Annotated in this window: 11 protein-coding genes; all 11 read left to right on the top strand. The window is 44.5% G+C overall.

Annotated elements, in window-relative coordinates; all coding sequences use genetic code 11:
• Positions 1-13 precede the first annotated feature (13 nt).
• The 11 genes from ACQKMP_RS15665 to ACQKMP_RS15715 all read left to right on the top strand — a co-directional run bounded on the left by ACQKMP_RS15665 (position 14) and on the right by ACQKMP_RS15715 (position 16,074).
• The gene (locus tag ACQKMP_RS15665; RefSeq protein ID WP_427469825.1) at positions 14-2,353 is read left to right on the top strand and encodes a beta-glucosidase family protein; all 2,340 of its coding nucleotides are present in this window, start codon (positions 14-16) and stop codon (positions 2,351-2,353) included.
• Positions 2,354-2,427: 74 nt separating this feature from the next.
• On the top strand, positions 2,428-3,045 hold the full coding sequence (locus ACQKMP_RS15670) for a hypothetical protein (protein WP_427469827.1): 618 nt from the start codon (positions 2,428-2,430) through the stop codon (positions 3,043-3,045).
• A 192-nt stretch (positions 3,046-3,237) separates the two neighbouring features.
• On the top strand, positions 3,238-4,278 hold the full coding sequence (locus ACQKMP_RS15675) for a zinc-dependent alcohol dehydrogenase (RefSeq protein ID WP_405175317.1): 1,041 nt from the start codon (positions 3,238-3,240) through the stop codon (positions 4,276-4,278).
• A gap of 36 nt (positions 4,279-4,314) precedes the next feature.
• Positions 4,315-6,255 (top strand): alpha-amylase, encoded by a 1,941-nt coding sequence (locus ACQKMP_RS15680; protein WP_427469829.1) that lies wholly within the window; start codon positions 4,315-4,317, stop codon positions 6,253-6,255.
• A 15-nt stretch (positions 6,256-6,270) separates the two neighbouring features.
• On the top strand, positions 6,271-7,407 hold the full coding sequence (locus ACQKMP_RS15685; protein WP_427469831.1) for a sugar ABC transporter substrate-binding protein: 1,137 nt from the start codon (positions 6,271-6,273) through the stop codon (positions 7,405-7,407).
• A gap of 21 nt (positions 7,408-7,428) precedes the next feature.
• Positions 7,429-8,088 carry a dihydrofolate reductase family protein gene (locus ACQKMP_RS15690; protein ID WP_042193005.1) on the top strand — a complete coding sequence of 220 codons (660 nt, stop codon included), beginning with the start codon at positions 7,429-7,431 and terminating at the stop codon, positions 8,086-8,088.
• A gap of 74 nt (positions 8,089-8,162) precedes the next feature.
• Entirely contained in the window at positions 8,163-9,527 is a 1,365-nt protein-coding gene (locus ACQKMP_RS15695; protein WP_427469833.1) for an MATE family efflux transporter, read from the top strand.
• Between the two features lie 122 nt (positions 9,528-9,649).
• Entirely contained in the window at positions 9,650-10,273 is a 624-nt protein-coding gene (locus tag ACQKMP_RS15700) for a hypothetical protein (protein WP_379424634.1), read from the top strand.
• Positions 10,274-10,600: 327 nt separating this feature from the next.
• Positions 10,601-12,547: a BglG family transcription antiterminator gene (locus ACQKMP_RS15705; protein ID WP_427469835.1), complete on the top strand. Its 1,947-nt coding sequence runs from the start codon at positions 10,601-10,603 to the stop codon at positions 12,545-12,547.
• A gap of 176 nt (positions 12,548-12,723) precedes the next feature.
• Positions 12,724-14,706: a fructose-specific PTS transporter subunit EIIC gene (locus ACQKMP_RS15710; protein WP_427469837.1), complete on the top strand. Its 1,983-nt coding sequence runs from the start codon at positions 12,724-12,726 to the stop codon at positions 14,704-14,706.
• 165 nt (positions 14,707-14,871) lie between these two features.
• Positions 14,872-16,074 (top strand): macrolide family glycosyltransferase, encoded by a 1,203-nt coding sequence (locus ACQKMP_RS15715; protein WP_339244097.1) that lies wholly within the window; start codon positions 14,872-14,874, stop codon positions 16,072-16,074.
• Positions 16,075-16,110 lie beyond the last annotated feature (36 nt).

Raw genomic sequence — 16,110 nt, forward strand, 5'->3', positions numbered from 1 at the left:
CGGGGTGAAGAGATTGAAGTATAGAGCATTAATCGAAAGTATGACCGTAGAAGAAAAGGCATCTTTAATGTCTGGCGCAAACTTTTGGAATACAAAAGCAATCGACCGGGTGAAGATTCCCAGCATTATGCTGACAGATGGACCGCATGGTTTGAGGAAGCAAGGCGGAAAGGCAGACCACTTAGGCTTAAATAAAAGTCTGCCTGCCACTTGTTTTCCGACGGCGGCAACCTTGGCTAATAGCTGGGACAGACAATTGATCTATGAGGTTGGTCAAACGATTGGAAAAGAAGCAGCTAGCGAAAAAGTGAGTGTGTTGCTTGGTCCTGGATTGAACATCAAGCGGAATCCGTTATGCGGACGAAATTTTGAGTATTTTTCCGAGGACCCTTATTTAACGGGAGAATTAGCGAGTGAGATGGTCAAAGGCATTCAGGTGAACGGCATTTCTGCATGTCCTAAACACTTTGCGGTCAATAGCCAAGAACATATGCGAATGACGATTGACGAAGTCGTGGATGAACGCTCGTTAAGAGAATTGTATTTAGAAGGATTTAGACGTGTAGTTGAGAAGGGTCAACCGAAAACCATCATGACCTCTTACAACAAAGTCAACGGCACGTTCGCCAATGAAAATAACGATTTGTTACAGGATATTCTGTACGGTGAATGGGATTTTAATGGCGTAGTCGTTACGGATTGGGGCGGGAATAATGACCGTGCTGCAGGATTGAAAGCAGGCAATCAATTGGAGATGCCTTCAACCAATGGAATTACGGATCAAGAAATCGTGCAAGCCATTAAAAACAATGAGCTAGACGAAGAAGTGCTGAATGACGCTGTCGATCGTCTGCTTGAGTTAGTCTTTACTACCCAGCTGCATGATCAAGATACATCGCGTATCGATTATGAGGAGCACCACAATAAAGCGATAGAAGCTGCCAAACGTTCGATTGTGTTATTAAAAAATGACGATAAGATATTACCGCTTAAACACGGCAATAAAGTTGCGATTATTGGTGATTTCGCCAGTAATCCTCGCTACCAGGGTGCTGGAAGCTCGCTTATTAATCCTGCCAAGCTATCCAATGCCTGCGATGTGCTCGGTCAATCTGGCTTATCGATTGTGGGATATGAGAAAGGCTTCAAGCGAATGGGTGGGAAAAATGACCGTCTACTAAAGGAAGCTGTTATGTTAGCTCAGAAAGCAGATACCATTTTGCTGTTCTTGGGGCTGGACGAAGGCAGCGAAGCCGAAGGTGTTGACCGCGTAAACCTTAGCTTACGTGATAACCAGCTCGAACTGCTTCGTTCATTAACAGAAGTCAATTCCAATATTGTGGTGATTCTCGCTGGCGGTGGTGCCATTGAAATGCCGTTTATAAAGAATGTCAAAGCTATCGTTCATACCTATTTATCTGGACAAGGAAGTGCTGAAGCGTTAAAGAGTGTTTTACTTGGAGAGTACAACCCAAGTGGTAAGCTCAGCGAGACATTCCCGATCAAGTATAGTGATGTCTCTTCTGCTCCTTATTATCCAGGTAAGGAGGCAACCGCAGAGCATATCGAAGGCATTTTTATCGGTTACCGTTATTTTGATACCGTGAATAAACCTGTGTTATTTCCGTTTGGTTATGGGCTGTCCTATACGACCTTTGCATATACGGATTTAACGGTTAACCAGCATCAGGTTTCATTTACCATCACCAATACAGGGGCAGTCGCAGGGGAAGAGGTTGCGCAGCTCTACATCCAGAAACAAGATTCATCGATATTTAGAGCCAAACGAGAATTAAAAGGTTTTGAAAAGGTGAGCTTAGAGCCGGGCGAAAGCAAACGTGTCACAATGATTCTGGAGGAACGTGATTTTTCGTATTATAATCCGACGATTCACGATTGGGCGGTCGAGCCTGGCGCTTACGACATTCAAATCGGAAGTTCGATCCAGTCTATTCTTTTGCAGGAACGTGTTATGCTTACGGGCGATTCCGTTTCTTGTGAACATACAAAGGAGCAATTCCCGCATTATTTTAGCGGACATGTTCATGAAGTAACGGCAGCGGAATATAAGGGGCTCTTGGGTTATGAACCTCCTTCTCCTTATTGGGATCCAAAGCAGGACTTGGGGTTAAACGACACCATTGCTCAAGCCAAATATAAGAACGCACTTGGAAAAACAATCTATCATATTGTCCTTTTCTTTAACAAGTTTTTTGAAGTAGTCAATAAACCTCTGCTAGCGAATAATGTCTACTTTGTTCTGAATATGCCTTTTCGTCAAATCGACCGTTTTACTGGCGGGAAAATTAGTCGAAAGCAAATCTTGAAGGTGTTGAAATGGATAAACCGATAGGAAAATAGCAAGCGAGGAAAAGGGGATACCACGGTATCTCCTTTTTCTAGGCTTCAAAGGAGAAATAGAAGAGTATGAGCGAAGTAAATATCGAGAAAAACACAGGAATGAAGGGTGTTTGGAATAAATTCAAGGGACAACATCCGAATATTGCACAATTCATAGTGTTTTTTATACTGAGTGCTGGAATGACGGTATTACAATTTGTTCTAATGCCTTTATTTAAACTCATATTTGCACAGACATCATTACTATCTACAAGCTTTCAAGTTTTTCAGTTGGGACATAACTTTGATGGAAGTGCTTATTATATATTCGATTATGCGGCTGGTTCTCTTACATCAGGAGGTGGAGGAGGACTTGGCTATTTTCTTGCCGTTCAAATCACGCTCGGCATTGCACAGATCATTAACTTTTTCGCACAGAGAAGCATTACATTTAAATCAAACAGTAACGTTTGGAAGGCTGCTTTCTGGTATGTATTAGCGTATATTCTTATAACCGTTGGTGCTGCCGCGGCGCAAGGATTTTACAAGGCTCCTATCTATAACTTATTAATTAACACATGGGGAATGGGTTCAATGGGGGAGACAACAGCGGATATTATTACAATGATTATCAATAGTACAATTTCATTCTTGATATTTTATCCTATCTTTAAAATCATTTTTAAACAGGAGCCTGCAAAATAGGCTTAGCAAAGGTACACCTTTCCTGATTTACGGGGGAGGTGTTTTTTTTATTTAAAGCGTTTATTCATCTGAGAGTTTTATAAAAATGTAAACAATAACATTTTACGACAATATTCACCTTACTTTTACATGGGAGGTATGATATATTCTGGTGGAAAATGGATAATAGGAAAAGTGAAAGGAAGAATGCGTATGGAAGCGCTGGTGTGGACATCCAATGATAAGCTAGAGCTCTGCGAATGGGAAGAGCCACAGATTGTAACCCCGGATGAAGTTAAGATTCGGATTGAGATGACAGGCATTTGTGGAACAGATCTAGCGGTCATAACCGGTAAAGAGGAAGGAGTTCCAGGAATCATTCGTGGTCATGAGGCTGTGGGGACCGTAATTGAAATTGGCAGTAATGTTGACCGTGTTAAGGTGGGGGACCGAGTAGTTATCGATCCGAATCAAAGCTGCAATGAATGTTATTTTTGCTTGAAAGAACAGCCGCACTTATGTATAGGCTCCGATGGAAATGGGATGCCTATTGCTGGTTTGAATCGAAATGGGACATTCACTTTTTTTTTCTCAACTGTACAAACGTTTGCACACCTTTTACCTGATCATATGAGCTGGGAGACGGGGGTATTAATCGAGCCGCTTGCCTGTGTGCTGCACAATTTCAAAGAAGCTAATGTCACGGCTGACGATAAGGTGCTCATTCTTGGATCGGGTCCAATGGGGCTGTTAAGTCAAATGGTGAGTAAATCAAAAGCTGCGCTCACGGTAGCGACGGAAATTAATCCCTATCGGTTGGCATTTGCCAGAGAAATCTCGGATTTTGCTCTAACACCATCCCAATTAAATCAAGCTACCGTAGATGAAATCTGCGCGGGACATAAGTTTGATGTGATTATCGATACGGTGGGCACTCAGCTCGAAGTAGCGGAGGAATGGATTGAGCGTGGAGGGCGCATCGTTCCTTTTGGAATTAATGCGAAGTATCGGTACACCTTTTCCCCTACCAGATTCGTACAGCATGCAATCAAAATTATCGCAGCAGGCGAATACCGCTACATGTTCGAGGAAGCTTTGCGGTTTGCCGCTGAGACACCTGAACTGGAGAAATTGGTGACCAGAAAAGTTAAGCTCAATCAGCACGAGGCAGCAATAAACGAGTTGATCGGCTATGAATTGAACTCTTTGAAGGTGGTTGGGAGTGACACCGTAAAGACGGTTTTTGTTCCCTAAACGTAGAACTGCAATCAATGAGAGGTGGATCTGTTAATGAGCAAAGAAAGCAAATTTAGACTTGTTCAGGATTACTTGTCTACACACAAAGATAAAGACGTCGCGCCAATTTGGATTCCTGCTGTGTGGAATGAGTGCAAATATGAGTGTGTTCTTTTCGAAAAAGACGGTGAAATTTGTGTACATCCGTATGATTTTTTGACAGAGCATTTGAAGTATGTAGACAAGCTTTCGTGGAGATATTCGCTCAAGGAACGCACGAATTTAGACGACAGCGCGATCTATTCTTCATTAATTCGTTATTCGACGGCTTGGGATTACAACCATGATGGAACAATTGAATCCGGTACTTTTTTAAGATTCTTTATTCTTCTGCCGCTGTTAAAGAAAATGGGCATCAATATTCTGTATATGCTTCCAGTGAACCAGTACAGCAAGTTGAATCTGAAAGGAGATATCGGGTCACCTTACGCTGTGCAATCGTTATTCCACTTGGATCAGAACCTACACGACAGCCTGCTGGATGGTATGGAGGAGTTTACGATCCACGATGAGCTCAGCGCTTTGGTAGAAGCTTGTCATTTGCTTGATATTAAGACTGTTGTTGATTTCATTCCCCGTGTAACGGCGAAAAACAGTTTGTTCATTACCGAACATCCCGAATGGATGTATTGGATCAAAATGCAGGAATTAGAAGGCTTTGCACCGCCATCGATTCCTGAGCTTGGATTCTTTGAGGAGTGTACGCCTGACAAATTGGAGACGGTCTACCACAGCCAGGAAACCGCAGCATTTCTGCGGAAGTTCTCGCCGCCGCCCAATGAACTTCATCCAATCCTTTGGCAGCAGTTAAAAGAGAAGGCTGCTAAAACTGGAGATGAGCTATTAACTTTGGTGGAGCAAGAGATGGGGATAACGACTGCTCCCGCACATTCGGATTGGATTAACGATGTACAGCCGATTTGGACAGACATTACGTTCTTGCGCCTCTACAAGGACTTTTCTCCGCAAGTGAGACATCTTATAAGTTCGGATCAGGCACCATATGTTCTTTTTGATACGATTAAATGCAATGACTACCCGGGTGAGGAGCCGAATCTGGAGCTGTGGGATGTGCTGGAGGAGGCCGTACGGTTTAATCTCGAAAAGTATGGGATTGATGGCTTCCGCATCGATATCGGACATGTACTTCCTATTCCGCTGTTGACTAGTATTTTTGACACGATTAAAGAGTTGAATCCGAATGCAATCTTGATCAGCGAAGATTTGTTCAATCGTAATCACAAGAAGGCGGCGAGCACCGGCTACAACATTATGCTTGGCAGCGGATGGAATGTCATGACGCAAATCAATAAGGACAATCTCGTTTCATTCTTAGAGGAGCTGCCTGAGTTAAACATTCATGTGTTCGCCTGTGCAGAAACAGCAGATACGCCTCGGATCACGAGCCGTGGCGGAGTTGAGGTGGCTCGGATGATTGCGGTATTTAATCAATTTCTTCCGAATGCAATTCCATACGTGACGACTGGATATGAAATGAATGAGGAGCAGCCCCTCAACTGTGGTCTTGGCGACAACACGAACGGAGAGGAGATTTCCCGCGCTTTTTTTAACGTCATGCAAATCAATTGGACTAATCCTGCACCGATGCTGCCGCTGCTGACGGAGCTGAGTGAATTCAAGAAAGATTGGCCTCAGCTAGTGAAGCCAGAAAACTTTTTCGTGGCTCAATCACCGGAAGGTACAGTTCTGTACGGGTATATGCATGGCGAACAGACGCTGCTCTGCTGCTTTAACTTGAGCGCTGATACCTCCTGCCAAGTTGATTTGAAGGCTGCGGTACCTGGGCGGTGCCCAATGACCGTGACGCTGGATAGTTCCTTAACGGCGAGCATCGTAGGTCAGAAGTTAGACAGCTTACTGCTTGCACCTAATCAGGCTTTAGTGCTCGTAAACAATCATAGACAAGTTAGTTAAGGGAGAGAGGTAGCGATGGAAAAGAAGAACAAAGAAATCGTGTTATGGCATGAGTTTGACGGTCCGGGAGATACCTCGATTGAGGTGTTGGAGGGAATTTGCAAGCTGTATACAGAGCGCTTCGGCGTACAAATTACGCCACAAGTGATGAACATTACGGAGTTGACTGCGCGCCTGAACCAAATTAAGGACACCCATCAAGGTCCGCATCTGGCGATGGTTCCTGCGGATATGTCCTCCTATGTTGAGAATGGTCTTTACTCTGAGGTACCGGGCTGGCTATTTGATGATGCATTGACTGAAGGGGCACTTTCAACGATGCAACTGGATGGTGTTCAGTATGGTATTCCGGTATTACGGGGCAATCATCTGGTTGTGTATTACAATCCGGAGATTTACGCCAGTGCGCCGACGACATGGGAAGTGTTCGAAGAGGCAGCAGAGAGGTTGTCCGCTCAAGGCATCATACCGTTTGGAGCAGATTTACAGCAGGGTTATTGGTTTATTCCGTTTCTTACAGCTTTCGGTGGTTGGCCTGTTCAGGATGGAAAGCCAAATATCGTAACCCCTGAAATGAAGCGAGCACTTGAGTTCATCTATGACAAGATGGATCAAGGCGTGCTCGTCAGTCTCGACGGTTCCACAGGACTGCTAGAGCAGTTTATTGACGGTAAGATTGGCGCCATTATTTGTGGAGAGTGGATTTATAACCATCTGGACAAGCAGATGAACAACAGGCTTGCGGTCTGCCAGCTTCCGGTCATAGAAGGCCAGCAATCGCTATCCATGTCTTCTTCTATCGGCCTGATTTACCCGAATCATTCGTTAACGTCGGAGGAACGGGAAGATATCTTGTCGTTCACGCATTTTATGCTGAGTGATGAGTGCCAAACCATGTGGACGCTGGGTGTACAGCGGATTCCAGCTCAGGAAGAGGTGCTGAACCGTCTAGCTGCCTCTGCTACGCTTAACAAAAAGATGATTATATCGCTGTTGGAGCACGCACGGCCGATGCCGACTTACCCCTTCATGATTCATGTATGGGAGGCGCTAAATGCGGGTCTAACCGAGCTGCCCTTAAGCAATTCTGAACAAGCATTGAAAAAAATTGAACAGACCATCCAAGCATTCTGGGGCGCATATAAAAGCTAAAAAGAGACGGGGAGAAGACAAATGAAAACAACGATATTCAGCCAAATTTCGATTGACGGTAAGCTCACTATGGGAGCTGGTAATTCGAGTAAGGAGCTTTTTTCTTTGTTTTCCAGTGAGGATATGGAATTCATTCATCTATTCCGGGGGAATGTGCAGGGCATTATGGTCGGAAAAAATACAATCCTGACGGACAATCCCTTTCTTACTAATCGGTATGAGGAGAACAAAAATCCAATCCGGATCATTCCGACGACCACCTTGGATATTCCGCTGGATAGCAATGTGCTCTCGGATGAGGGGAGGACGATTATTGTCACAACCGAGAAAGGACGGGATGAATATAAAATCAAGCAGATCCGGGAAAGAGGGAAGGAGTGCCTCATCTGCGGTGAGGATAAAGTCGATTTCGTGGAGCTTGAACGTCAGTTGGAAGACAACTTCGGGATTACCAGCTTGATGGTCGAGGGCGGCGGCTTTTTGAACTGGCATATCTTCGATCAGGACATCGTCGATGAAATTATTCTGATGCAGCTTCCGATCATCATAGGCGGTTCCACGAACATTACTTTAGTGGATGGAGACGGGTATCAGCAATTGTGCTTTGCGAAAAAGTTCAAGGTTGTAGAAATTCAGCCAAAAGATAATTATACGCTCATGCGCTACAAAAAAGTGATATAACCTCACACGAAGTCATAGACTGCGAATGGCTATGGACGCGGTAAAATCGAGAAAATGGGGGTTGTGAATGATCCATGTCAGAGAAAGAGAACTTCTACAAAAGTGTGTATAAAATCGCTGTACCTGTTACGCTTCAAAGCTTACTGATGGCATTGCTCAATTTGACGGATCAGTTGATGGTCGGGCAGCTTGGAGATGTGGCGATTGCCTCGGTGGGAATGTCCACCAAAATATATGGGATCATCGCGGTTGTCTTGGCTGGTCTATCGACGGGTGTGTCTATTTATGCAGCCCAGTTTTGGGGGAACAAAGATTCTAAAAGCGTCTCCCAGGTGCTGGGCCTTGGACTAATCGTCGGCTTCGCGTTCTCGTTCTTATTTTCTGCGGCTGTCTTCATCGATTCGCCGCTTTTCCTGAGCATGTTCACGACAGATGCGAATGTAATAGATAATGGGTATATTTTTCTGCAGATCATGTCGATCGGCTTTGTACCTGTCATGCTCACGATGATGTATTCCGCGATTTTGCGTAGTACGGGCCATGCCAAATGGCCGATGTATGTAAGCTTAATTGCTGTTGTGTTGAATATTATACTGAATTACGTACTTATTTACGGGAACTTCGGCGCTCCAGCGCTTGGTCTGAAGGGTGCGGCTATTGCTACCCTTATTTCCAGGGTAATAGAATGTTTGTTGATCATTGGTGCCGTGTACCGGTATCGTTTACCGGGCGCTGTTGGGTTAAAGAACTTGTTCATCATTCCTAAACCGCTCATCCGCAAGTTTTTTGGAACGACGTATCCACTGCTGCTGACTGAATTGATCTGGGTATTGGGTGAAACGGCATATGCGATCATCTATAGCCGCATGGGGACGATGGAGATGACGGCGATGACCATTACCTTCCCATTGCAAGGGCTTTGCATCGGCTTATTGTCCGGTCTGGCTAGTGCAGCTGGGGTTTTGGTCGGCAACCGTTTGGGCGGGAACGAAACGGATATCGCACTCGATCATGCGAAAAAGTTCATTCGTCTTGGCATTATCATCTCTCTAATTGTCGGGGTTATCATTGCGGCAGGCTCGAAGCTGTATGTCTCCGCGTTCAATATCTCCGAGGATGCTAAACAGATGAGCATATATATCGTTATCGTATTCGCTGGATTTCTTTGGGCCAAAGTTTCCAATATGATTATAGCAGGCGGCATTCTAAACAGTGGGGGAGACAGCAAGTTCGTGTTCAGTATGGAATCGACCGCGACATGGCTGATAGGTGTCCCCTCCGGGCTATTGCTGTCATACGTCTGGAAGCAGCCTGTCTACCTTGTATATCTCGTCATATCACTTGAGGAGGTTGTCCGTTTTGGCTTCGGTTACGCCCGGATTTACTCCCGGAAGTGGATGAGAAATTTAGTTAACGATTTGGCTGAAAAGGCGATGTAAGGTTCTCAGTCGCTCAAGGCTCCCGTGTATTCCCGCCTAAGGGAAAGTCACGGGAGTCTTTTTATAACTAATGATATGATTGTCGTATGGGGTGGCTTTGAACGGGTGATAATTAATTAAAAATGTCTAGTCAGAAAGGAACTGCTATGCAAGAGACTTCTAGAAACCTTAGGTTCAATTATTTTTTTGAAATGATTCTCTACCTCATTTGCGGAGTATCAATTGTTTATTTTGCCCTGATTGGGAATTATGATAAAACATTTCAAGCGGGTCTTATCATTGTCGTCCTGATACTCTTTAGGGGCTTAATCACATGGACCAAAAGTGAACTGCCTCCTGCACTACGATTCTCGGTGCTGGTCTTTATCGCGATTACGATGATGCTCGCCAATTTGTTCAATATGTATGGTGTTATCCCTTATTTAGACAAGATTGAGCATCTGCTGTCTGGAGTTATTTTATTCTTCGTAGGACGATTCATCTTGATCAAGATGGCTAAGCGTAAAGGGCTGGGCGGTCTACCTTCCAACATCATCATTTGGTTCGCGTTTCTATTTGCTGTTGCAATGGCTGGAATATGGGAGATTTATGAGTTTACGGTGGATCATCTCTTTGAGCTTCATTCGCAAAATGGCAGTTTGAACGACACGATGCTGGATATGATCTGCGGAACATTGAGCGCTGGCATCGCATCCTTTTATTTGTACGATAAAGTACGCAGAACAAGTAGAGTGGATCCACGTTGATTCTAAGGTTCAATGATCTGTTTTTTCGCTGATAGCCCGTTAAGCTCATAAAGGCATAGTTACCTTCATATGACGTACAGGAGAAATACGATCGAACACCGGAAAACTACTGCTTAATCCCGTCAACTACGAGGGACCCGCTTCTTTTTTTATTTTTTTTGTAGTAAGCTCTATAATTATGCTGTTTATTCCAGTAAAGAAAAAGCTTGAAGAGGCTGAGTCTGATTATGGAACGCTTCAGTTCAGGTTAATAAACTAATCATTAAATAATAGGGAGAGACCCTGCTCTTGTATCTCACTAAAATATGATGGAAGCAGGGAGATCTGATGAATAATAGGCAAAAAGAGATTTTTCGCATTTTGTTAACAGAATCGAACCGATTATTGTTAGTGCAGAATCTAGCTGATGAGATCAACTGCTCAGAGAAAACCATTCGGAGCGATCTGAAAATTATAGAAGAATATATAGAAAGGTACTCAAATACAAGCTTGGTGAAAAGGCCGGGGCGGGGCATTTATCTGGAGATTGACGAAGCCGATCAGGCTGATTTATTCCACCGTCTTTATGCAGGAGAAAGTTCGGCTAGACATGAATCCGACGAGGAAAGAGTTCTGCATCTCGCTTATCGGCTGCTGATGGATGCCAAGCCCGTAGCCATTCAGGACTTAGCGTCGCAGTATTTTGTGAACAAAGCTGTTATTCGTAAAGATGTAGAGAAAATTGAGGTGTGGTTACAACCCTTTAATTTAGCCTTAATCTCCAAGCAGAGAGTTGGCCTTGCAATTGAAGGCTCCGAAAAAAATAAAAGGACGGCTTTGGTGCGCTTGGACCAGTTGATAGACAGCTCGGAGTTGACGGGACAGATGATGATGAAGCAATTTGAGCAACACGAGATTGCTGGCGTATACAATGAATTAAGGGCGCTGCAAAAACGGCATTCGCTTTATTACACAGATGAAGCCTTTGAAAGTCTAATGCTACATATTTTGCTGATGGTCAAACGAACCAAACTTAAACAACCAATCTCTCTCTCCGATCAAGAAATTGCTTTTTTGCAGAAAAAAGCGGAATTTATATGGGCCGAGGAGTTTTTGCTGCGTTTGAAACGGCTGTTTGCCGTGTCTTTCCCCAGTAAAGAAGCAGCTTATTTAACATTGCGCCTACTTGGTGGGAAATTCCGCTATTGTCAGGAGAGTGAGGGTTCTAGTGGGGACGATTTGGCGGACAGACAGCCTCTCTTACAGGGGATTGTCGAGCAGCTGACGCGCCGGATGTCGGTGCTTAACATGATTCAGTTTTCCCAAGATCAAGTATTGATGAATGGTCTGAAAGTTCATTTATATACTACCCTGAACCGTCTTGATTACGGGCTGGCCGTGTCCAATCCGATGCTGGCCGAGATCAAAAAAATGTATCCCTATATGTTCGACCGGGTCATTGTTGCGCTGGAAGAGATGGGTGAATCGCTTCATTTATCTATTCCCGAGGAAGAAGCAGCCTATCTGACGCTGCATTTCCAGGCATCTGTTGAAAGGCTTAATAAAGGCCAGAGTAATCCAAAAAAGGTGATTATCATATGTCACATGGGTATTGGTATGTCCCAACTGCTCCGAACGAAAATTGAACGTAAATTTCCATCTGTGCATGTGGAAGCATCGATGGCCAAAGCGGAAGTGCATGACTATTTAGCTACCCATAAAGTTGATCTTGTCATTTCTACCGTCGCTCTTTCGGGGCTGAAGATCCCTCATATCCATGTCTCCCCCTTGCTGGAGGCTAGAGACGAGCGAAAGCTGGAACATGAAATTAAACAGCTTGATGAGCCAAACAACAGACAAGAATCCATTTTTTTGAAGTACACAACACCATTTCTAGTCTTTCTCCAGCAGGATGTGCAGCAGCCAGACCAGATTATAGCTAAGCTGGGGCAAGTATTGGTGGACAAGGGATATGCGGAGGCAGGTTATTCGGAAAGCACTCTGGGGAGAGAAAAAATGTCGTCTACGACTATAGGGGGAGGGATTGCCATTCCGCATGGTAGCCCTCAATTGATCAAACAATCGGTAATTGCAATCGCCACCTTAAAGCAGCCACTCCTCTGGGGAACTGAAAAAGTGGAGCTCGTGTTTATGCTAGCGTTAAAAAGTGAAGAACGGGAAGAAGCGAGGCAGCTATTTAAGGAATTGTCGCTGATCAGTGAGCGTCCGGCTTTTGTCAGTGCTTTGTCCAAGGAAACTGATGTGATGAAATTTCTGAGCAGACTGAAAGGGTAAATTAAAATTAGGCTATACACACGAAAAAGCATGACCTTTTAATATCGCTTTATTTTTTTGACAAGAATAAATTTAGTTTTTCCGGAAGTTGCGGTAAAATTTCAATCTGAGAAGGAGATGGTTGGCGTTTATACTATGAATGTAAGCGGAAACATTTATAGTGAAGGAGAATGGCTATGAAAATATTGGCAATTACCTCATGTCCTAACGGAATAGCACATACGTATATGGCCGCCGAAAATCTTCAAAAGGCGGCAGCTAAACTAGGCATCAAGATGAAGGTTGAAACTCAGGGTTCTATTGGAGTGGAGAATCAGTTAACCGAGCAGGATATCCGTGAAGCGGATGGCATAATTATCGCGGCAGACAAAACGGTCGTAAAGGATCGGTTTGTCGGCAAGAAGCTGCTTGTAGTTGGCGTACAGGAAGGCATCCGCCATCCGGAAGAGCTGATCAGACGGGTGATGAGCGATGATGTGAAGGTCTACCGAGCACAATTACGGTCTGCTGAAGATATCAAGCAGGAGAAAAAGTCGAAGCAAAATCCGATTTACCGCCATTTGATGAATGGTGTGTCCTATATGGTGCCGTTTATCGTTGTCGGCGGCTTACTGGTCGCAATTGCGCTGACCCTTGGTGGCGTGAAAACTCCGGGAGGACTAGTCATACCGGATGATTCATTCTGGAAGACGATATTGGACATCGGATCGGCCGCATTTACCTTCATGGTGCCCATATTAGCCGGTTTTATTGCGATGAGTATTGCGGATAGACCAGGTCTTGTTCCGGGTATGGTAGGAGGATTCATCGCCGCAAACGGAAGTTTTTACGGAAGTGAGGCGGGAGCTGGATTCATCGGCGGAATTATCGCCGGTTTCCTAGCGGGTTATGTAGCGCTTGGAATCAAGAAAATGAAAGTTCCTAAGGCACTAAAACCTATCATGCCAATCATCATTATTCCAATATTAACCTCCCTGATTGTCGGTTTGATTTTTGTATTCCTGATTGGTTCTCCAATCGCACAGCTGTTTGAATCCCTGACGGGGTGGCTCGCAGGTATGCAGGGTACAAGCTCGATTTTGCTAGCCCTGATTCTGGGTGCGATGATTTCTTTCGATATGGGCGGTCCAGTAAACAAGGTTGCATTCCTATTCGGCTCGGCCATGATCGGAGAAGGTAACTATGAAATTATGGGCCCAATCGCCGCTGCTATTTGTATCCCTCCAATTGGTATGGGACTTGCAACGATGATTAGCAAACGTAAATTTGAACCGGCAGAACGAGAGGCCGGCAAAGCGTCATTTACAATGGGACTGTTTGGTATCACCGAAGGTGCAATTCCGTTTGCCGCACAAGATCCTCTGCGTGTCATTCCGAGTATCATGGTAGGGTCGATGGTCGGTTCGGTGATAGCGATGCTTGGCCATGTTGGGGACAGAGTAGCTCATGGTGGACCGATTGTAGCCGTGCTTGGTGCAGTAGACAATGTGTTGATGTTTTTTGTCGCCGTCATTGTCGGTTCGGCGGTAACAGTTGTCATGATCAGGCTGCTGAAAAAGGATGTTACAGCTGAAACCCAGGCTGTCTTGGGAGAAGCGGATCTTGAATATTCTGTCATAGTAGCTGAGAAAACTACCACAGTCGTGTCGGCATTGGAACAGGCAAATGACCGGACCGCGACGGAAGCGCCAGCCATTCACATTGAGAAATTAACCGATATTCTTACACCGGATTTGATTAATCTGGATCTGAATGGAGATACTAAGGACGCTATTATTAACGAAATGATTGGAGCGCTGGAGAGGGCCGGAGCGGTAAGCTCTGCCGGTGAATTCAAAGAGACTATATTGGCCCGGGAAGAAGAAAGCTCGACAGGCATCGGTCTGAATATAGCCATTCCCCATGGTAAATCGGACGCCGTACTGAAGCCAAGCATTGTATTTGGTATCAAGCAGAACGGAGTAGATTGGAACAGCCTAGACGGAAGCGAAGCTAAACTGATCTTTATGATAGCGGTGCCACGCAGCAGTAAGGGAAACGCCCATCTTAAAGTACTGCAAATCTTATCTCGTAAGCTGATGGATGATGATTTCAGGGGAGATCTCTTGGCGGTTAAATCCAAGGAAGAAGCATACCAGTTGCTTGGTCAGGTGTATTGATCCAATACGCTGAGCTTAAAGTAAATAACAAAAGAGGCTTTCTCGCTGTTGCAGCGGAGAGCCTCTTTTATGATTAATGATTTTGTTTTGAAGAAGAGCTGGTATGGTGCACCGCCCCTTACTCCTGTACAATTTAGAGAATAGTAAAACTGAGGAGGGATAGGAATGGCACGTGTCTTATTTATTAATGCTGGATCAGAGGGACATATCAATCCAACGATTGGCGTTGTACAGGAGCTTATTTCTCGTGGAGAAGAGGTAGTGTACTTCACTATAGAAGCTTTTCGGGAGCGTATGGAGGAGACAGGTGCTATAGTACGGACATTGGACGCTCAACAATTTATAAAAGCCTTTATTTCAGGTGGGAGAGATTATCTGCTTGAAAGAATCAATGGGCTTTTACTTACGGCGGATATCGTTATACCAAGCGTTCTTGAACAGATTAAGGGGGAGCATTTCGATTACATCATCCATGATTCGATGTTTGGTTGTGGACGTTTACTGGCTCAAATTCTTAATCTTCCTGCAATCAACTCTTGTACTTCTTTTGCACAGACAAAGGAATCATTTGATCAAGTCATGGAACGATTCTACACAGAAGCCCCTGCAGAAATAGTAAAAGCTGTAGACGATAGATTTCAAAGTCTGAGCGTAAAAATAAAGGAACAATATGGTGTGCAAATTCACTCTCCTTACGAAGTGTTCTGTAATCCTGCACCACTTACAATCGTGTATACGACAAGGGAGTTTCAACCTTATGGAGAAACCTTCGACCTATCGTATAAATTCGTGGGTCCTTCCATCTCTTCACGATTAACGCCAGATCATTTTGATTTTTCTGCAATCAAGGGGAAGGACCTAATTTACATTTCAATGGGTACGGTCTTCAACCAAGCAAGTGATTTCTATAAGCTTTGTTTTGAGGCATTCGGGAATACGGAGCATACGATTGTTATGTCCATTGGGAACAAAGTGCAAATCTATGATTTGGGAGAAATTCCTCCCAACTTTATAGTTAAAAACTATGTTCCACAGACGGATATATTACAGTACACAAAAATATTCATTACACATGGTGGAATGAATAGTGCGCATGAGGGTCTCTACTATGGGGTTCCGCTAATTGTAATCCCACAAAGTGCGGATCAGCCGATCATTGCGGAGCAAGTCGTCAATATTGGAGCGGGCATTAAATTACAAATGCAAGGATTAACTGCAACCGAACTGCGTGAAGCTGTAGAGCTTGTGCTCACCCTTCCGTCATTCCAAAAAGCTGTTGCAACGACTAAAGATTCCTTTCGGACATCCGGTGGACCTCATCAAGCTGTTGATGAGATTTTCGAATGGAAGTGTCAATATCTTGGTTAGTGTGCATGGCCATCCGTTGAAGGATGGCCATATTTG

This window comes from Paenibacillus sp. NPDC101420 (genome assembly GCF_050277435.1).
Taxonomy (GTDB): domain Bacteria; phylum Bacillota; class Bacilli; order Paenibacillales; family Paenibacillaceae; genus Paenibacillus_AQ.